The sequence below is a fragment of the Lutibacter aestuarii genome (genome assembly GCF_042676885.1).
GTDB classification, from domain to species: domain Bacteria; phylum Bacteroidota; class Bacteroidia; order Flavobacteriales; family Flavobacteriaceae; genus Lutibacter; species Lutibacter aestuarii.
In genome coordinates this window covers 201,005-219,832 of the sequence record NZ_JBHTIC010000020.1, presented here as the reverse complement: position 1 = coordinate 219,832, position 18,828 = coordinate 201,005, and the positions used below count along the sequence as shown (strand labels likewise).

The following is an 18,828-nucleotide window of genomic DNA, read 5'->3' as shown; positions in this document are numbered from 1 at the left end:
TGTTAAAATTTAAAGTTTATAGATGCACCAACAATAGTTTTATTGGTGGCGGTATCTTTAATTAATTGAGGCTTTACCGAAAGGGCATCGTCAACATTATGTTGTAATAAGTGTGCATTTGTACTAGCCTCAACTACTTGTAATAAATATAAGCCAACGGTAACTAAAAGTGATAAATCTCGATCTTTTTTATAAGATTTTTGCGCCCTTACTAGAGCATCATCTGATAAGAGGATGTTACCATTTGTTCCGTCAAACTCGTGAGGTTTACCGTCAATAGACAACTTATAGGCATTTCTTGCCCTTTTATAATTGGTATTATTGTCACTATAAAAGTAAATTCCTGAGCCTAAGGCAGCATATATAATAGGTATTTTCCAATACTTTTTATTGTAAGCCTGTCCTAATCCTGGTAAAACAGCCGAGTAAAAAGCAGCAGTAGCTGGTGCTAGAGGTTTAAATTCTTTGGATATACTTCCAAATTTATTTTTTATTTTTAAGGTGTCAGTCACTTCTTGAGAGTGAATTGCTAGCACTCCAAAGCTAAATAAAATTAAAAATAAATACAGCTGTTTTTTTAACACTATTGTAGTAATTTTTTTAACCTGTTAAAATCTTCTTCTGAATGAAAAGGAATGATAATCTTCCCTTTGTCGTTTCCAGATATTTTAACGTCGATTTTATGTCCAAAGTATTCGCTAAACGTTTTAATTCCTTTACTAACATATTTAGGAACTTCAACATCTTTACTGTTGGCTTTAGGTTTTGTTGAGCCTCCTTCTTTTAAAGCTTTTACCAATTGCTCTGTTTGCCGAACAGATAATTTTTGTTGAATTATTTTTTCGTAAATACTTAATTGATCTTCTGTATCTTCAATGTTTATAAGTGCTCTTCCATGTCCCATAGACAAAAAACCATCGCGCATGCCAGTTTGAATAATTGGATCTAATTTTAATAAACGTAAATAGTTAGTTATGGTAGAACGTTTTTTTCCAACGCGTTGACTCATTTCTTCTTGTGTTAAATCAATTTCGTCAATTAAACGTTGATATGAAAGTGCTACTTCAATAGGGTCTAAATCTTTACGTTGAATATTTTCAACCAATGCCATTTCCAACATTTCTTGGTCATTGGCAATTCTAATATAAGCTGGAATAGTTTTATTTCCTATTAGTTTAGAGGCTCTAAATCGTCTTTCACCAGAAACTAATTGAAACTTATTTCCATCTAATTTACGAACTGTAATAGGCTGAATTACACCTAACTCTTTTATTGAACTAGCCAATTCACGAAGCGCTTCTTCATTAAAATAACTTCTTGGTTGGTAGGGATTTACTTCAATTGTATCTAATTCAATTTCAATAATATTTCCAACAACCTTATCAGCATTTTTATCGTTTGCAGAAGTGATATCTGAACTCGTTTCTTTTAATAAGGCAGATAACCCTCTTCCAAGCGCTTGTTTTTTAGTAGCTTTTGCCATCCTTATTATGATTTTTTAATATTTCGTTTGCTAAGTTAATATAATTTACGGCACCTTTACTAGTAGCATCATAAGCAATAATACTTTCGCCATAACTTGGTGCTTCACTTAATCGAACATTTCTTTGTATAATGGTTTTAAATACCATGTTTTGGAAATGTTTTTTAACTTCTTCAACAACTTGATTAGATAAACGCAAACGAGAATCGTACATGGTTAATAATAACCCTTCAATATCTAAATCAGGATTATGAATTTTTTGAACACTTTTAATCGTATTCAATAATTTCCCTAAACCTTCTAATGCAAAGTATTCGCATTGTATTGGTATTATTACTGAATCGGAAGCTACCAATGCATTTAACGTTATTAACCCAAGTGAAGGGGCGCAGTCTATTAAAATATAATCATAATCATTTTTAATTTCCTGAAGAACCTCTTTTAACATATATTCACGTTGGTCTTTATCTACTAATTCAATTTCTATTGCAACTAAATCAATATGCGCAGGTATTAAGTCTACATTAGGTGAATTTGTTTGAATTATAGCATTTTTAGCTGAAATGGCATGTTCAAGTAATTGGTAAGTTCCCAATTCAACTTCTTCAACATCTACACCAAGTCCAGAGGAAGCGTTAGCTTGAGGATCGGCATCAATAAGTAATACTTTTTTTTCTAATACACCTAAGGCTGCAGCTAAATTAACGGTTGTAGTAGTTTTTCCAACACCACCCTTTTGATTTGCAACTGCGATTATTTTTCCCATAAAAGAAATACGAATTATTTAAGATGTAAAAATACAATTATTTATGGTTTTTAAAAGGGAATAATGTTAACAAACCTATAAAAAGAAAAAGGCTTGTTAAATAGTAGGGCTACTCTTTGTTTCAATTAAAATGAAGTTAAAGAAGCGCTTAAAATCAGTCTAATAAATGCGGTGGTAAATAAATGACTAATTTAAACTATTGAACAAGCCTTTTTAAATGACTAGTTTTTAAATGGAATATTCTCTAAAATTGTTAATAAGAATTTCCAAAATTTTTGAGTAGATTTAATATTCGCTCTTTCATCAGGAGAATGGGCTCCTTGTATAGTAGGGCCAAAAGAAATCATATCCATTTCAGGGTAATTGGTTCCTAAAATACCACATTCTAAACCAGCATGACAAGCAACAACATCAGCTTTACTATCAAATAATTTTTCATAAGTATCTGTTAATACTTTTAAAATTGGTGAATTTACATTTGGTTTCCATCCTGGGTATGATCCAGACATGGTAACTGTATAACCAGCCAATTCAAATGTTGCTTTTAATGCATTAGCCAAATCAAATTTTGAAGTTTCTACAGATGAACGTGTTAAACACATAATTTTGATGTCTTCATCTTTAACAATTACTCTAGCGATATTGTTTGAAGTTTCTACAAGCCCTTCCATATCATTACTCATACGATAAACTCCATTATGAGCTGCGTATAAAGTGTTTAATAATGTAGTTTGACTAATAACCGTCATCACTCTTTCAGGTGTTTTTATTTTTGAAAGAGTTATTTCTAAATTAGGATCAACTGTTTTAAATTCAGTTTTAACTTCCTTTGTTACTTTTTTAATTTTTTTTAAGAATGCATCTTTTTTAGATTCATATACAGAAACTATTGCAAAACTTTCTCTTGGAATAGCATTTCTTAAGCTACCTCCATTGATTTCAGAAATTCTTGAAAAATCTAAAGTTTCATAAAGCAAACGATTCATTATTTTATTGGCATTTCCCAAACCTTTATGAATATCCATTCCTGAATGTCCTCCATTTAAACCTGTTACAGAAATGCTATATCCAACACTGTTAGATGGTGAATGTACTTCGTTATAAGTATTTTCAGCAGTTATATCAATTCCACCTGCACAACCTATATCAATTTCATCATCTTCTTCTGTATCTAGATTTAATAGTATTTCACCGTTTAAATATCCTTCTTCAAGCCCTTTAGCACCAGTCATACCAGTTTCTTCATCAATAGTGAACAGTGCTTCAATAGTAGGGTGTTGAATGTTAGTAGAAGCTAAAACACTCATAATAGCCGCAACACCTAAACCGTTGTCTGCACCCAAGGTTGTTCCTTCAGCTTTTACCCAATCTCCATCAATTATCATTTTAATACCTTCTGTATCAAAATCAAAATTGGTATCGGCATTTTTTTGATGTACCATGTCTAAATGTGATTGCATCACCACCGTTTTTCTAGTTTCCATACCTTTTGAGGCTGGTTTTTTGATAATAACGTTTCCTACAGGGTCAACAACAGTTTCAAGGTTTAATTTTTTTCCAAAATCAACCATAAATTCAATTACACGTTCTTCTTTTTTAGAACCTCTAGGAACTGCATTTAAGTCTGCAAAATTGTTCCATAGTGCGGTTGGTTCAAGTGCTCTAATATCTTTACTCATGATTTAATTTATTTTTTTGATTTTAATTTTAATTTATATTATTTCTATAATGGTTTCATTCAAAGGTTTTCTAACCTTTTTCATTTCACTCATAATATCATCATCAGCTCTATATCCAACAGGGAGCATTAAAACTGATTTTAGTTTTTTTTCTGTTAAGTTTAATAACTTATCTACTTTTTCAGGAATAAATCCTTCCAAAGGACAAGCATCAATTTTTTCTACAGCACAAACGGTCATTAAATTCCCTAAGATAATATAGGTTTGGTAAATGGCGGAAAGTTGTTTTTCTTCAATTGTTTTATTTTCATACATTTGAAGTAGCTGTTTTCTAAATTTTGAAATAGTAGCCTCACTAACATTTCTAGTTTCTTTTTCTAAATCAAAATAAGCATTGATATCTTCCGAAGTTGTATCGGTATCTATACAAAGAATGAGTAGGTGTGAAGCATCTGCAACTTGACGTTGAAAGTAAGAGAGTTCTACAAATTTTTCTTGGAGTTCTTTATTTTCAATTACAATCATTTTTACAGGTTGTAATCCAAAAGAAGTTGCTGTTAGGTTAAAGGCATTTTTAAGTACTTCAACTTGTTTATTTGATAGTTTTTTTGAAGGATCAAACTTTTTGGTAGCATATCTCCATTTTAAACTATTTATAATATCCATGTTACTAATTTTTATTCTTAATTCTTACAAAATTACTTTAAAAATATTGAAAAACAGGTAAGTTACGACTTCAATTTTTTTAACTAAAAGTTAATTTATATTTTTAGGAATAAAATAAACGCTATGAAAGAAAATTTACTTCATTTTATATGGAAGTTGAAGCTATTTCCGACTTCTAAAATTAAAACAACAAGTGGAGAATTGTTAGAAATAAAGTCTTCGGGATTACTAAATTATAATTCTGGACCAGACTTTTTGAATGCTCAAATTAGAATACAAGATCAGCTTTGGGCTGGAAATGTAGAAATTCATTTAAAATCATCAGATTGGTACATTCATCGTCATGAAAAAGATGAAAGCTATGATTCAGTGATTTTACATGTGGTTTGGGAACACGATGTTACAATTTTTAGAAAATCTAACAAAACAATTCCTACTTTAGAATTGAAAAATTATATTTCAAAAGAGTTGTTAGAGAATTATCAAAAATTATTTAGTACGCCTAAAAAATGGATTAATTGTGAACAGGAAATAAATAGGATTGATTCATTTATTTTAGAACATTGGTATGAGCGATTGTATTTTGAACGTTTAGAGCAAAAGTCTGTACAAGTTCAAGATATATTCATAAAAACAAATAATAATTGGGAAGCCACTTTATTTAGTTTGTTAGCTAAAAGTTTTGGTTTAAATGTGAATGGCGAAGCTTTTTTAAACCTGGCTTTATCGGTTGATTTTACTACTGTAAGAAAGGTTTCTAATAACTTAAACCAGTTTGAAGCGCTGTTATTTGGGCAAGCAGGTTTATTGTTCGATAACATTGAATCTAATTATTTTTTAAATTTAAAAGAAGAGTTTAAATACTTGCAAACTAAGTTTAAATTAGAACCAATATCAAAAAATCAAATTCAATTTTTTAGGTTACGCCCCAATAATTTTCCTACCATAAGAATTTCTCAACTTTCGCAATTATACCATACACATCAAAATTTATTTTCAAAAGTTATAGAAAATGAAAAATTAGAGGAATTTTACGAATTGTTTTCAGTTTCAGCATCAACTTTTTGGGAAACGCATTATACATTTTCTAAAGAATCTAAAAAAAGTATAAAAAAAATCACTAAACCATTTATAGATTTGGTATTGATAAATACAGTAATACCCATTAAATTTTGGTATTTAAAAAGTTTGGGTAAAAATGATTTTAGTCCTCTATTACAGCTTATTCAACAAATGAAACCTGAAAAAAATAGTATTATATCAAACTTTAATATGTTAAAGGTTAAAAGCGATAATGCATTTAAAACACAAGCCTTGTTACAATTAAAAAATGAATATTGTTCTAAACAACGTTGTTTAGAATGTTCTATTGGAAAAGAATTACTTAAAAATTAGTTTTTTGGATACCAATTTCGTAAGCGTACTTCAATGTTTTTATTTTTGCTATTTACTAATTTTTTAAACTCCGCAATGTCACTTAAACCATCAGTTCCCCTGTAATGATATGGATATACAACTTTTGGTTGAAATTCTAAAACAGCACTTGCAGCCTGATTGATGTCCATTGTGTAAGGTAAATTCATGCAAATAAAAGCAATATCTATATGTTGTAAAGTTCTCATTTCGGGAATATCTTCGGTATCTCCAGAAATGTACAGTTGTTTATCATCAATACTTAAAACATAGCCATTTCCTCTACCTTTAGGATGTTTAGAATTTTCAATCTCAGGTAAATTGTACATTGCAATTGCTTTAAAAAAAATGTTTAATCTATGGATACCTTGTCCATTTTTCAGTACCTCTACTTTAGAAATCAAACTTTTGGGTAATTTTGAAGCAACTTCTTTTGGAGTAATAAATATTGTGTTTGAAGTATCAATAACATCTAATGTTTTATGGTCTAAATGATCTCCATGAATATCAGTTATCAACACAATATCAGGAGATTTAAAGCTTTTGTATAAGTCTGCACCACCATAAGGATCAACATAAATAGTTGTATTGTTATAAGTTAATACCAAGCTTCCATGTAAAATAGGATGAACTTTAATGATCCCATTTTGTGTTTTAAATTCATCAATTTCATTTTTTTGACTCCAAATGAAAGAAACTGTAAATATGAATGTGATTGTTAAAATACCTTTTAATTTCATAGGTGGATGTTTTAAATTTTAAAGAACAAAAATTCTGCTATTTAATATTAAAATTTATAGCGTTATAAATATACTATTAATTTAATTACTACTACTTTTGCATATGTTTTTATGTGCTAAAATGGATACATTCTTTTAAATATTTAAAAATGAAATTTTCCTTTAAATTCCCTTCTCCTTATACCGTTTTAATGATTGCTATTATGCTAAGTGCTATGGCAACTTGGCTTTTACCTGCAGGATCTTACGATACATTATCATACAATTCAAACACTAATGAATTCACCATTAATTCTGAGGTAAAACAAGAAAGTATTGCAGCTACTCAAAAGGTTTTAGATGATCATAATATTTTAATCTCTTTAGATAAATTTAAAGAAGGTAAAATTAAAAAGGCAATTTCTATACCAGGAACTTATAAAGAAGTAGCCTCAAAACCACAAGGAATTTTAGAAATTATATATGCTCCAATTAAAGGTATTTATGAAGCAATTGATGTAATTTTATTTGTTCTTATTATAGGAGGTTTTATAGGGGTTTTTAATAATTCAGGAGCTTTTAATGAAGGAGTTGGGTTTTTAGCAAGCAAATTAAAAGGAAGGGAAAGTGTTTTAATTATTATTGTTACCTCTTTAATTGCAGTTGGAGGAACTACTTTTGGTTTAGCTGAAGAAACGTTAGCTTTTTATCCAATTTTAGTTCCTGTTTTTTTGGCGGCTGGATACGATTTAATTGTACCAGTTGCAGTAATTTATATAGGATCCTCAATAGGAACTATGGCATCTACAGTAAACCCATTTTCAACCATTATAGCCTCAGACGCAGCTGGTGTAAATTGGACGATTGGAATTTATAGTAGGGTAGCTATGTTAATTTTAGGACTGGTGGTTTGTATTTGGTATATTATGAGATATGCAAAAAAAGTTAAAAAGGATCCAACAAAATCTCTACTATATGGTTCAAAACTAGAAAACCCATTTACCAAGGTTACTGAAACTGAATCTACAAATAAACTAAAAGGAATAACCAAAGTATTGTTAAGCCTGTTTGCATTAACATTTGCAGTAATGATATACGGAGTGTCAGTTTTGGGTTGGTGGTTTCAGGAAATGACGGCGTTATTTTTAGTTGCAGCTATATTAATAGCAGTTTTACAAAGAGTTGGAGAGCAAAATTTTATTAAAGAATTTATTAATGGAGCTAAAGATTTACTTGGAGTGTCATTTATTATAGGAATTGCTAGAGGAGTTACTTTTGTTTTAAATGAAGGGCAAATTTCAGATACCATTTTATTTTATGCTACAAACTTAGTAGAAGGAATGCCTCCTGGAATATTTTTGCCAATTTTAATGATGGTATTTTTTGTACTTACTTTATTTATATCCTCCTCTTCAGGAATGGCTGTAGTTACTATGCCAATTATGAGTTCTTTGGCTCCAGTAGTTGGGGTTCCTCCCGAAGAAATTGTAAATACTTATTTATTTGGAATGGGATTAATGAGTTTTATTACACCAACAGGATTAATTTTACCATCATTAGCAATGGTAAACGTTAATTATAATACTTGGTTAAAGTTTATTTGGCCTTTATTAACGTTGCTAGGTTTGCTATCCTTTTTGATTCTTTGGGGTGGGTTGTTAATCTAAAGATTTAAAATAATCTTTTACCCAAGCAACTATTTGATTTTCAGTTAAATAATTTACGCTAGAAACCCCAGCTAGTTTGTGGGTTAATTGCATATTATTTCTAATTTCTTTTTCAAAAATATTTTTCATTTTTGAAGGGCCAAAAACAACAACAGAATCACAAGTTTCAATTTCTTTTAATAAACTTTTTAGAAATTGATTGGTCATTTGAATGCGTTTGTTTTCTCTGTTTTTTTCGTATGTTAAATATTGACCTCCAAATCTTCCATATTTTTTAGTTTCTCCTTCAACTCTTTCACGAGTTTCAATATTAGATTCAATAGTTTTAAAAGTGTGTGAATTGTTAGAAAGTCTAATTACAAAAGCGTGTTTGGTATCTATCCAAATTCCAATGTTTTTTTTCATAATAGAAGTTTTTAATGATGAAACAATTGGGGCAATAAAGCTTATTTGTATGCTTATATAAAATTACAAAAAAAATAAACGAAAAGGTTAAAAAAATAAAAAAAGATACAACGAATTTGTTGTATCTTTTTAACGCGTAATTAAATTGATTGAATTTTAAAATTAAAAACAATAGCTGTTTTCAGTAATTACTTTTTCAGCAATTATTTTTCTTAAAGCTATAGGGTTAGGGTTGTTAGTGTACTTGGTAAAACGCTTTAATCCCATTAATAACATACGTAGTTCGTCACCTTCGGCAAAATATACGATAGCTTCTTTCCCCATTGTTGCTGATTTTTCTACGGCATTAAATAGATTTAATTTTGCCATAGCTATTTGACATTCAGCTTCTTTTTCTGAAGTTAATTTTGCAACTTTTTCAGCTTTTAAAATAGCAGATTCAGCCATATAAACTTCAATCATTACTTCAGCAGCAGCCAAAATTAATTGTTGATGATTTTCTAGATCCATACCATATGTTTGAACTGCTTTTCCAGAAATCATTAAAAAGGCTTTTTTTAATTTAGCAATCATTTCTTTTTCTTCTGAAAATAAAACAGTATAATCTGGCGTGTCAAATGAAGGTATTCCCAACAAGCTATTTCCAACTTCCATAGCTGGAGTTAATAAATCAATTTCACCTTTCATAGCTTTTTTAAGTAGCATTCCAACAGTTAAAAGTCTGTTTATTTCGTTGGTTCCTTCATAAATTCTAGTAATTCTAGCATCTCTCCATGCACTTTCCATTGGAGTGTCTTTTGAAAATCCCATTCCGCCAAAAATTTGAATTCCTTCATCAGAAACAAATTGAGAAACTTCTGACCCAAATACTTTTATAATAGCACATTCAATAGCATATTCTTGAAAAGCTGCTAGTTCTGCATCTTGGTGCGATTTCCCTTCAGCTAAGCCAGCATCAATCATATTTTGTATGTCTTTTGCAGCTCTATAGCAACCAGCATCAATTGTAAATGTTTTGGCACTCATTTCAGCATATTTTTTTTGAATTGCTCCAAAATTTGATATGGCGGTTTTAAATTGTTTACGCTCATTACCATATTTAACTGATTCTGTGATAATTCTTCTACTAGCATCTAAACAAGCAGCCCCTAATTTTATACGACCCACATTTAAAGAGTTCATGGCAATTTTAAACCCTTTTCCTCTATCGGATAACATGTTTTCTACTGGAATTAACGTGTCACTAAAAAACACTTGACGGGTTGAAGAAGAGGTAATTCCTAATTTTTTTTCTTCTTCACCTAGAGTTACACCATTTGGATTGTTTTTGTCAAATTCCATAATAAATGCAGTGATATTTTTATCATCCTCTATACGTGCAAAAACGATAAATATTTCGGCAAAACCTGCATTTGAGATCCACATTTTTTGTCCGTTAATTTTGTAATGTTTACCATCAGCTGTTAATTCAGCTGTTGTTTTTCCAGAATTTGCATCACTTCCAGCATCTGGTTCGGTTAAACAATATGCGCCAAATTTTTGACCAGAAGTTAATAATGGTAAATATTTTTGTTTTTGTTCTTCGGTTCCGTATAAAAATATTGGCATAGTACCAATTCCTGTATGTGCACCAAAAGCAGTTCCCAATGATCCGGTTGCTGATGAAATATAATCAGTGACTAACATAGTAGAAACAAACCCCATTCCAATTCCACCATATTGCTCGGGTATTGATACTCCTAAAAAGCCCATTTCTCCAGCTTTACGCATCACTTCTTCAGTTAATGCATAATCTTTATTTTCAAAACGTTCTTTATGAGGCCAAACTTCGCGGTCTATAAATTCGATAACCGCTTCTTTCATCATTTTTTGTTCTTCATTAAATTCTTCAGATACGAAGATATCTTCCGATTTAATTTCTTTTATTAGGAATTCTCCTCCTTTTATTGTTGCCATTATTCTGATAGGTTTTGATTTTAATATTTTATTTTAAAAGTTCATAAACACCTGCGGCACCTTGCCCAGTACCTACACACATAGTTACTATTCCGTATTTGTTTTTTCTTTTTTTCATTTCGTTGAACAACTGCACTGAAAGTTTTGCCCCTGTACAACCAAGAGGGTGTCCTAAGGCAATAGCTCCACCATTTACATTCACAATATCTTGATTAATGTTAAGCTCTCTCATTACTGCCAAAGATTGGGAAGCAAATGCTTCGTTTAATTCAATTAAATCGATATCATTTAAAGTTAAATTTGCTTGTTTTAATGCTTTTGGAATTGCTTTTACAGGACCAATTCCCATAATGCGTGGTTCTACACCTACAGCAGCAAAAGAAACCATACGTGCTATGGGTTCAATATTTAATTCTTTTACCATTTCTTCACTCATCACCAATAAAAAAGCAGCGCCATCACTCATTTGAGAGGAGTTGCCAGCGGTTACACTGCCTCCTTGAGCAAAAACAGGACGTAATTTAGAAAGTGCTTCTATTGAGGTTCCTTTACGTGGACCCTCATCTACAGAAACCGTATAATTTTTAGTTTGTTTTTTACCATTTTCATCTAAAAATATATTTTCAACGGTTATAGGAACAATATCTTCTTTAAATCTATTTTCAGCTTGAGCTTTTAATGCTTTCATATGTGAATTATAAGAAAATTCATCTTGGTCTTCACGTGAAACTTTAAACTGTTGAGCAACAGCTTCTGCAGTTAACCCCATTCCCCAATAATAATCTTCATGACCTTCTTTGGCTGATTTGTAATTTGGGACAGGACGGTAACCACCCATAGGAATATAGCTCATACTTTCAACGCCACCAGCGATGATACAATCTGCCATTCCAGATTGAATTTTAGCAACTGCAATACTCACAGTTTCTAATCCTGATGCACAATATCTATTCACAGTCATTCCAGGGACATCTTCAATTTTTAGTCCCATTAACGAGATTAAACGCCCCATATTTAAACCTTGTTCAGCCTCAGGCATGGCATTTCCAACAATAACATCATCAATTCTTTTTTTATCTAATTGAGGTATATCTTTTAATAAATGTTCTATGGTTTCTGCTGCCAATTCATCAGGTCTTTTAAATCTAAAAACTCCTCTAGGTGCCTTACCTACCGCTGTTCTATATCCTTGTACTATATATGCTGTTTTCATTTTTTTAGTTTCTTAGTGGTTTACCTGTTTTTAACATATGTTCTATGCGTTCTAACGTTTTTCTTTCTGTACACAAACTCATAAAAGCCTCACGTTCAATGTCTAATAAATATTGCTCAGATACGTAAGTTGGTTCCGATAAATCTCCACCAGCCATTACATATCCTAATTTATTGGCAATTTTTTTATCGTGTTCAGAAGCATAATGGCCTTTTTCTAAGCTATCAGTTCCAACTAAAAACATACCCAATGCTTGTTGACCATAAACCAATACTTTTTTTGGTACAGGTTGTGTATAGCCATCTTCCAATAGTTGAATTGCATGACGTTTAGCTGTTGCAATTTGTCGGTCTTTATTAACAACAACAATGTCTTTATATTCTTTTAAGAAGCCTAAATCATATCCTTCGTATGCAGAAGTTGCCACTTTAGCCATGGCTACATTAATGAAGTAATCGCGAAGTTTATTTAATTTTACATCATCTTTTAAAACCCCTTCCGAGGCTCTTAAAGCCATTTCTTTAGAACCTGCTCCACCTGGTATAATTCCTACGCCAAATTCTACTAAACCTATATAAGTTTCTGCAGCAGCTACTACTTTATCTGCGTGCATACTTAATTCGCAACCACCACCAAAAGTATAGCCGTGTGGAGCAATTATAGTTGGACAAGATGAATAGCGCAGTCGCATTACTGTGTCTTGGAAATATTTAACTGAGAAATTTAATTCATCGTACTCTTGTTCTACAGCCATCATAAATACCATTGCTAAATTAGCGCCTACGGTAAAATTAGCTGCTTGGTTTCCAAGAATTACAGCTTCGTATTCAGTTTCAGCCAAATCAATTCCTTTGTTGATTGCTTGTAAAACTTCACCTCCAAGCGTATTCATTTTAGATTGGAATTCTACATTTAAAACACCATCGCCTAAATGTTGAATAGATGCACCTGAATTAGACCAAATTGTTTTTGCTTCGCGAATATTATCGAGAATAATAAAGCTATCTTGACCAGGGATTTTTTCTTGTTTTTTTGAAGGAATTGAATAATAGTATTTAGTACCTTCTTTAACTGAATAGAAAGATATATTTCCACTAGCAATCATTTCAGTTACCCAATTTGCTATAGGAATATTTTCAGCTTGCATTAATTCAATCCCTTTTTCAACACCTATGGCATCCCAAATTTGGAAAGGACCGTGTTCCCAACCAAAGCCAGCTTTCATAGCGTCATCTAATCTGTATAATTCATCAGAAATTTCAGGGATTCTATTTTGAACATAACCAAACATAGCAGCGAAATTTTTTCTGTAAAATTCACCTGCTTTGTCTTTTCCTTTGATTAAAACTTTAAAACGATCAATAACTTTATCAATGGTTTTTGTTAATTCTAAAGTTGCAAATTTGGCTCTTTTATTTGGACGGTATTCTAAGGTGTCTAAATCTAAAGATTGAATTGATTTTTTTCCATTTTCAACAACTTTTTTATAAAATCCTTGACCTGTTTTGCTTCCTAACCATTTGTTCTCCATCATTTTATCAATAAATTCAGGAAGTTTAAATAGTTCGTGTGCTTCATCATTTGGACAATTTTCATAAATTCCATTTGCCACATGAACCAAGGTATCTAAACCAACAACATCAACAGTCCTAAATGTTGCAGATTTTGGACGACCAATCACTGGCCCTGTTAATTTATCGACTTCTTCTATGGTTAAGCCTAATTCTTTTACTTGATGAAACAAACTCATAATTCCAAAAATACCAATTCGGTTTCCAATAAAAGCAGGAGTATCTTTTGCTAAAACAGAAGTTTTTCCCAAGAATTTTTCACCATACATCATTAAAAAGTCGGTAACTTCTTGATTGCAGTTTGGTCCTGGAACTACTTCAAATAATTTTAAATAGCGTGGTGGATTAAAAAAGTGAGTTACAGCAAAATGTTTTTGAAAATCTTCGCTTCTACCTTCATTCATTTGACTGATTGGAATTCCAGAAGTGTTTGAGGTAACTAATGTTCCTTTTGTTCTATATTTTTCAATTTTTTCAAAAACTAGTTTTTTAATGTCTAGTCGTTCAACCACCACTTCAAGTACCCAATCTACATCTTTAATTTTATGTAAATCATCTTCTAAATTTCCTGTTGAAATTCTGTCAGCAAATTTTTGATTGTAAATAGGAGATGGTTTAGACTTTAATGAAGCTTTTAAGCTGTCATTTACTAAGCGGTTTCTAACAGCTTTATTTTCAAGAGTAAGTCCTTTAGCTTTTTCAATATCAGTTAATTCACGGGGAATAATGTCGAGTAATAAAACTTCAACACCAATATTTGCGAAATGACATGCAATGCCTGATCCCATAATTCCGGAACCAATAACGGCTACTTTTTTAATACGTCTTTTCATTATTTTGATTTTTTATTTAGTTGGTTCATGTTCAAAAATTGATTTTTCAGCAATTAGCTTATTGATGGTTTGGGTAACTTCAAAAAAGTGTTTAATTTTTTCTTCAGACACGTGTTGTTTTACAACTTTATTAAATTGAATTACGTGTTCTCTAGAAATATTTCTTTTTTCTATTCCAAACGCTGTTAGTTTAATTAAAACACCTCTTCCATCATCTGGATTTTTTTCTCTGTAAATAGCACCTTTTTCTTCCATGTTTTTTAAAATACGAGAAAGACTGGTAGGTTCCATTCCCATTTGTGGACCTAAAGCAGTTGATGGAGTTCCGTTTTCAATGTCTACATTTAATAAAACAAAAGCCATTGCCATGGTACTGTCATGTTTTACCGCTTGTTCGTTATACATCTTAGCTACTGATTGCCAGGTAGCTCTGAGTACATGATCTATTGTTTGTTCTTTTTGCATTTCTCAAATATATAAAAAAATACTATGCACGCATAATAAATATTTAAAAATTATTTGTTAAATTATTTTACTTGTTTATTTTAAAAAAAAAGGATAAGTTTAAAACACTAATCACAAACCATAAAACAATGAAAGCAAAAGAACTAATAGGAAAAATTATTATTCAGGAAAATATTGATACTGTTGATGAAAATAAAATACCAAAAACTTTTGTAATCAATGTTCCAGATCCATACGAATCTTATTATAGTCGTTTTACAGATATCAATAAGCCAATTTCAATTATTTTTGTTACAAAGAACCCAACGTCGTTTGAAAATATTTTAAGAGCTACTAAAAAAATTAATGAAGAGTATCATTTAGAATTAGATGCAGCAAAATGTGAAGTTACTATAGACTCAAGGAAGCTAAATGGAATAAGAGTTAAAGGAATTAATAGATATACGGAGATTGGTGAAATTCAACAACATTATGCAGATGAAGGATATGAGTTTGCCAAAAGTGAAAAGTTTACAGATGTTGATTCTTTAATAAGAATAAATAAGTTTTTTAATGTAATAGAACTAGAAAATGGTATTTATCAAGACCATCATGAAAATGATGTGTACTATATAGAAGTCCCTAGGTTAATGAGTTGGAGTGAGTTTAGAACCATTACTTTTGAAGTTAAAAATAACATGACTGATAAAAATTATGATATCGCCAAAGGAATATTTTACACCAATGGAGGTATTACAGAAATGTTAAGGATAGTTAAACCCAAAGCTACCATAGAACTCCTAAAAATAATTCAACAAAAATATATTGATAAACTTGATTAATTTTTTAAAAGATTAATTAAATATCTAACAAAATAAATCTATTTTCGTTTCGAAAAACAAAAAATTTAGAATGGAAAATGTATTAACGGTTGAAAATGTAAGTAAAAATTACGGGAATTTTACTGCATTAAACAACGTTTCTATCTCAGTACCAAAGGGTAGTGTATTTGGGCTATTGGGACCAAATGGTGCTGGTAAAACATCCTTAATTAGAATTATCAATCAAATTACTTTGCCAGATAGTGGAACTATTTATTTAGGAGGTGAAAAATTGCAACCTCAACACGTACATCAAATAGGCTACTTACCTGAAGAAAGAGGCTTATATAAAAGCATGAAAGTTGGTGAGCAGGCTTTATACTTGGCACAATTAAAAGGATTAAGCAAATCTGAAGCAAAAAAGAAATTGCGATTATGGTTTGAAAAATTTGATATTTCCAATTGGTGGGATAAAAAAATTCAAGAACTTTCAAAAGGAATGGCACAAAAGGTTCAATTTATTGTAACTGTTTTGCACTCACCAAAATTGTTGATTTTTGATGAGCCTTTTAGTGGTTTCGACCCTATAAATGCTAATTTAATTAAAGATGAAATTTTAAAATTAAGAGATGAAGGTGCGAGCATCATATTTTCAACACATAGAATGGAGTCTGTTGAAGAATTATGCGATAATATTGCATTGATTAATAAGTCGAATAAAATATTAGATGGAAAATTAATTGATATCAAAAAGCAATATAGAACCAATCAGTTTGAAGTGGGACTTTTAAGTAATAAAAATACTAAAGAAGTATTATTAAATCAAGTAAAAGAACACTTTAATGTTGAAACAGCAGCTACTAAATCTTTTTACAATGATTTAAGGTTAATTGTTAGTTTGAAGAGCAATGAAACTTCTACAGATTTGATTAATTTTTTAAATGATAAAGCTCAAATCAATCATTTTACAGAAATAATTCCAAGTACAAACGATATATTTATAAAAGCAGTTGGCGATAATGAATAAGTTAAAATTAATAATTAAAAGAGAGTTTTTAGCAAAGGTTAAAAACAAATCATTTATTGTAATGACTATTTTGAGCCCGCTTTTAATGGTTGGACTTTTTATGTTAATTATTTTTTTAAATCAAAAAAATAGTGAAGAAATACGTACCGTTGCTTTTGTTGATGACTCACAATTACTAACCGCAGTTTTTAAAGATACTGATAAAACAAAATATGTTGATTTAACAGCTATTGGATTAGAAGAAGCAAGAAAGCAAACAGAAAACTCTTATTACGGAATACTTTATATTCCTAAAAGTGATACGTTAGAAAACCTTTCCAAAGGTATTTTATTCTATTCTGAAGATTCTCCAAGTTTAAACTTAATAAGTGCTATTGAAAATAAACTTGAAAAAAAAATTAGAGATTTAAAAATTGAACAATTAAACATAGATATTAACCAAGTTAAAAGCGCTGAAACAGATGTAGAAATTACTTCCGAAAATTTTTCAGGAGAAAAATCTTCAAAAATAGGAAGCATTTTAAAAATGATAACCGGTGGCGGATTTGGATATTTAATATTCATGTTTATTATTATTTATGGCACTTCAGTTATGCGAAGTGTAATTGAAGAAAAAACCAGTAGAATTATTGAGGTAATTATTTCTTCAGTAAAACCATTTCAATTAATGCTGGGCAAAATATTAGGAAATGCTTTAGCAGGAGTTTTACAATTTATTATATGGATGGTTTCTGCAGGGTTTTTAATGTTTGTTATAGCCTCTGTTTTTGGTTTAGAGTCAGCAAGTTCTAGTTCAGCTATGGGACAAATGAATCCAGAAATGGTACAACAAGTTCAAGAAACAGCAATGAGTGAATTGCAGTTAGCATTTTTGGAGGTTAAAAACTTACCAATTTTAACCATATTTTTTTCGTTTATAGTATATTTTATTGGAGGTTATTTAATTTATAGCTCTATTTATGCAGCCATTGGAGCGGCAGTTGATAGTGAAACCGATACGCAACAATTTATGATGCCAGTAATGCTTCCATTAATTATTGCAATTTATGTTGGTTTCTCTGTAATAGAAAATCCACATGGACCAATAGCTTTAGGGTTTTCATTATTTCCATTAACATCGCCAATTGTAATGTTAATGAGAATTCCTTTTGGGGTACCATGGTGGCAAATTTTAACATCTATGATATTGCTGATAGGAACTTTTATTTTAATTGTTTGGTTTGCAGCAAAAATATATAGAGTGGGTATTTTAATGTATGGAAAAAAACCTACTTATAAAGATTTATATAAGTGGTTGAGATATTAATTTTTTAATTTAATTTTTTTTAAATGAAGAAGTTACTTGAAATTTTAAACTATGAATTTACATTTAGTAAAGATGTTCATATTTCAGTTAAAGCAATTATTATAGTTATTGTTGCATTAATTGTAACCTCACTTGTGTTAAAATTAATTAGAAAATTAATTACAAGAAAACTACCAGATGATGACAAAGTAAAATTTGTATCCTTGTTTTCATATAGCAAATGGTTTATTTATGTGATAATTATTTTAATGACATTTCACAATATTGGTATTAATGTAACAGCAATTTTTGCTGCCTCTGCAGCTTTACTAGTTGGTGTTGGTTTGGCATTACAAACGTTATTTCAAGATATTATTTCAGGTATATTTATCTTAGTAGATCAGTCGGTGCATGTTGGAGATATTATAGAATTAGATGGTAAAATTGGACGTGTTGAAAATATTAAATTACGAACAACTAGAGCTGTGACTATTGATAATAAAGTTTTGATAATTCCTAACCATTTATATTTAACAAATAGTTTGTATAATTGGACAGAAAATGGCTCAGAAACACGAGAACATGTATTTGTAGGCGTAGCTTATGGGAGTGATGTTCAATTGGTGAAAAAATTATTATTACAAGCGGCAAACTCACATCCATTAGTTTTAAAACAACCTGAACCAACAGTGTTTTTTTTAAATTTTGGTGATAGTTCTCTAGATTTTAAATTGGTATTTACTTTAAATAATAGTTTTGAAGCAGCAATGCCTAAAAGTGATATTCGTTTTGAGATTGATAAATTGTTTAGAGAACATAATATATCAATACCATTTCCACAAAGAGATGTTCACCTATTTCAAAAATAATTGTAAAACAA

General features: G+C 30.3%; 17 protein-coding genes. 6 read left to right on the top strand and 11 right to left on the bottom strand.

From position 1 onward, the window contains the following. Positions 1-2: 2 nt before the first annotated feature. The 5 genes from ACFQZW_RS13625 to ACFQZW_RS13605 form a co-directional block, all read right to left on the bottom strand. Positions 3-584 carry a DUF5683 domain-containing protein gene (locus ACFQZW_RS13625; RefSeq protein WP_298263931.1) on the bottom strand — a complete coding sequence of 194 codons (582 nt, stop codon included), beginning with the start codon at positions 582-584 and terminating at the stop codon, positions 3-5. Further along, complete coding sequence (locus ACFQZW_RS13620; RefSeq protein ID WP_298263932.1) at positions 584-1,483, bottom strand: ParB/RepB/Spo0J family partition protein; 900 nt, start codon at positions 1,481-1,483, stop codon at positions 584-586. The genes ACFQZW_RS13625 and ACFQZW_RS13620 overlap by 1 nt, the downstream gene beginning before the upstream one ends. After that, positions 1,467-2,249, bottom strand: coding sequence for a ParA family protein (locus tag ACFQZW_RS13615; protein ID WP_298263933.1), 783 nt, complete (start codon positions 2,247-2,249; stop codon positions 1,467-1,469). The genes ACFQZW_RS13620 and ACFQZW_RS13615 overlap by 17 nt, the downstream gene beginning before the upstream one ends. Positions 2,250-2,470: 221 nt before the next feature. After that, complete coding sequence (locus ACFQZW_RS13610) at positions 2,471-3,928, bottom strand: aminoacyl-histidine dipeptidase (RefSeq protein ID WP_386783699.1); 1,458 nt, start codon at positions 3,926-3,928, stop codon at positions 2,471-2,473. A gap of 33 nt (positions 3,929-3,961) precedes the next feature. Then, positions 3,962-4,594 carry an NAD(P)H-dependent oxidoreductase gene (locus tag ACFQZW_RS13605; protein ID WP_298263935.1) on the bottom strand — a complete coding sequence of 211 codons (633 nt, stop codon included), beginning with the start codon at positions 4,592-4,594 and terminating at the stop codon, positions 3,962-3,964. Between the two features lie 123 nt (positions 4,595-4,717). Between ACFQZW_RS13605 and ACFQZW_RS13600 the strand changes: the two genes are divergently transcribed. Beyond that, the gene (locus ACFQZW_RS13600; RefSeq protein ID WP_298263937.1) at positions 4,718-5,989 is read left to right on the top strand and encodes a DUF2851 family protein; all 1,272 of its coding nucleotides are present in this window, start codon (positions 4,718-4,720) and stop codon (positions 5,987-5,989) included. Here ACFQZW_RS13600 and ACFQZW_RS13595 read toward each other — a convergent pair. Then, a complete protein-coding gene (locus ACFQZW_RS13595; RefSeq protein WP_386783697.1) occupies positions 5,986-6,747 on the bottom strand; it encodes an MBL fold metallo-hydrolase in 762 nt (253 codons plus the stop codon). The genes ACFQZW_RS13600 and ACFQZW_RS13595 overlap by 4 nt on opposite strands. Positions 6,748-6,896: 149 nt before the next feature. Here ACFQZW_RS13595 and ACFQZW_RS13590 point away from each other — a divergent pair, with 149 nt between their 5' ends. Next, on the top strand, positions 6,897-8,393 hold the full coding sequence (locus ACFQZW_RS13590; protein ID WP_386783695.1) for a YfcC family protein: 1,497 nt from the start codon (positions 6,897-6,899) through the stop codon (positions 8,391-8,393). On the opposite strand, the gene ACFQZW_RS13585 is transcribed toward ACFQZW_RS13590, so the two are convergent. The 5 genes from ACFQZW_RS13585 to ACFQZW_RS13565 form a co-directional block, all read right to left on the bottom strand. Continuing rightward, a complete protein-coding gene (locus ACFQZW_RS13585; protein ID WP_298263941.1) occupies positions 8,385-8,798 on the bottom strand; it encodes a hypothetical protein in 414 nt (137 codons plus the stop codon). The two genes, ACFQZW_RS13590 and ACFQZW_RS13585, sit on opposite strands and share 9 nt — an antisense overlap. Positions 8,799-8,960: 162 nt before the next feature. Next, the gene (locus ACFQZW_RS13580; protein WP_298263942.1) at positions 8,961-10,754 is read right to left on the bottom strand and encodes an acyl-CoA dehydrogenase family protein; all 1,794 of its coding nucleotides are present in this window, start codon (positions 10,752-10,754) and stop codon (positions 8,961-8,963) included. 28 nt (positions 10,755-10,782) lie between these two features. Beyond that, the gene (locus tag ACFQZW_RS13575) at positions 10,783-11,967 is read right to left on the bottom strand and encodes a thiolase family protein (protein WP_298263944.1); all 1,185 of its coding nucleotides are present in this window, start codon (positions 11,965-11,967) and stop codon (positions 10,783-10,785) included. A gap of 4 nt (positions 11,968-11,971) precedes the next feature. Then, positions 11,972-14,371, bottom strand: a complete 2,400-nt coding sequence (locus ACFQZW_RS13570; protein ID WP_386783691.1) for a 3-hydroxyacyl-CoA dehydrogenase/enoyl-CoA hydratase family protein — start codon at positions 14,369-14,371, stop codon at positions 11,972-11,974. Positions 14,372-14,383: 12 nt separating this feature from the next. Beyond that, complete coding sequence (locus ACFQZW_RS13565; protein ID WP_298263947.1) at positions 14,384-14,836, bottom strand: MarR family winged helix-turn-helix transcriptional regulator; 453 nt, start codon at positions 14,834-14,836, stop codon at positions 14,384-14,386. A 128-nt stretch (positions 14,837-14,964) separates the two neighbouring features. Here ACFQZW_RS13565 and ACFQZW_RS13560 point away from each other — a divergent pair, with 128 nt between their 5' ends. The 4 genes from ACFQZW_RS13560 (at position 14,965) to ACFQZW_RS13545 (ending at position 18,817) form a co-directional block, all read left to right on the top strand. Continuing rightward, positions 14,965-15,657, top strand: coding sequence for a hypothetical protein (locus tag ACFQZW_RS13560; RefSeq protein WP_298287003.1), 693 nt, complete (start codon positions 14,965-14,967; stop codon positions 15,655-15,657). A 70-nt stretch (positions 15,658-15,727) separates the two neighbouring features. Further along, positions 15,728-16,663, top strand: a complete 936-nt coding sequence (locus tag ACFQZW_RS13555) for an ABC transporter ATP-binding protein (RefSeq protein WP_372800466.1) — start codon at positions 15,728-15,730, stop codon at positions 16,661-16,663. Beyond that, positions 16,656-17,969 (top strand): ABC transporter permease, encoded by a 1,314-nt coding sequence (locus tag ACFQZW_RS13550; protein ID WP_298263950.1) that lies wholly within the window; start codon positions 16,656-16,658, stop codon positions 17,967-17,969. Before ACFQZW_RS13555 ends, ACFQZW_RS13550 begins: the two co-directional genes overlap by 8 nt. 23 nt (positions 17,970-17,992) lie before the next feature. Further along, positions 17,993-18,817, top strand: a complete 825-nt coding sequence (locus tag ACFQZW_RS13545; protein ID WP_298263951.1) for a mechanosensitive ion channel family protein — start codon at positions 17,993-17,995, stop codon at positions 18,815-18,817. The last annotated feature ends 11 nt before the right edge of the window (positions 18,818-18,828 follow it).

What these genes read in the sequence shown, in the direction of transcription:
- ACFQZW_RS13565 (WP_298263947.1), bottom strand. Translation starts at nt 14,836, where the DNA reads ATGCAAAAAGAACAAACAATAGATCATGTACTCAGAGCTACCTGGCAA.
- ACFQZW_RS13560 (WP_298287003.1), top strand. Translation starts at nt 14,965, where the DNA reads ATGAAAGCAAAAGAACTAATAGGAAAAATTATTATTCAGGAAAATATT.
- ACFQZW_RS13595 (WP_386783697.1), bottom strand. Translation starts at nt 6,747, where the DNA reads ATGAAATTAAAAGGTATTTTAACAATCACATTCATATTTACAGTTTCT.
- ACFQZW_RS13555 (WP_372800466.1), top strand. Translation starts at nt 15,728, where the DNA reads ATGGAAAATGTATTAACGGTTGAAAATGTAAGTAAAAATTACGGGAAT.
- ACFQZW_RS13545 (WP_298263951.1), top strand. Translation starts at nt 17,993, where the DNA reads ATGAAGAAGTTACTTGAAATTTTAAACTATGAATTTACATTTAGTAAA.
- ACFQZW_RS13610 (WP_386783699.1), bottom strand. Translation starts at nt 3,928, where the DNA reads ATGAGTAAAGATATTAGAGCACTTGAACCAACCGCACTATGGAACAAT.
- ACFQZW_RS13575 (WP_298263944.1), bottom strand. Translation starts at nt 11,967, where the DNA reads ATGAAAACAGCATATATAGTACAAGGATATAGAACAGCGGTAGGTAAG.
- ACFQZW_RS13615 (WP_298263933.1), bottom strand. Translation starts at nt 2,249, where the DNA reads ATGGGAAAAATAATCGCAGTTGCAAATCAAAAGGGTGGTGTTGGAAAA.
- ACFQZW_RS13585 (WP_298263941.1), bottom strand. Translation starts at nt 8,798, where the DNA reads ATGAAAAAAAACATTGGAATTTGGATAGATACCAAACACGCTTTTGTA.
- ACFQZW_RS13580 (WP_298263942.1), bottom strand. Translation starts at nt 10,754, where the DNA reads ATGGCAACAATAAAAGGAGGAGAATTCCTAATAAAAGAAATTAAATCG.
- ACFQZW_RS13605 (WP_298263935.1), bottom strand. Translation starts at nt 4,594, where the DNA reads ATGGATATTATAAATAGTTTAAAATGGAGATATGCTACCAAAAAGTTT.
- ACFQZW_RS13550 (WP_298263950.1), top strand. Translation starts at nt 16,656, where the DNA reads ATGAATAAGTTAAAATTAATAATTAAAAGAGAGTTTTTAGCAAAGGTT.
- ACFQZW_RS13600 (WP_298263937.1), top strand. Translation starts at nt 4,718, where the DNA reads ATGAAAGAAAATTTACTTCATTTTATATGGAAGTTGAAGCTATTTCCG.
- ACFQZW_RS13570 (WP_386783691.1), bottom strand. Translation starts at nt 14,371, where the DNA reads ATGAAAAGACGTATTAAAAAAGTAGCCGTTATTGGTTCCGGAATTATG.
- ACFQZW_RS13590 (WP_386783695.1), top strand. Translation starts at nt 6,897, where the DNA reads ATGAAATTTTCCTTTAAATTCCCTTCTCCTTATACCGTTTTAATGATT.
- ACFQZW_RS13620 (WP_298263932.1), bottom strand. Translation starts at nt 1,483, where the DNA reads ATGGCAAAAGCTACTAAAAAACAAGCGCTTGGAAGAGGGTTATCTGCC.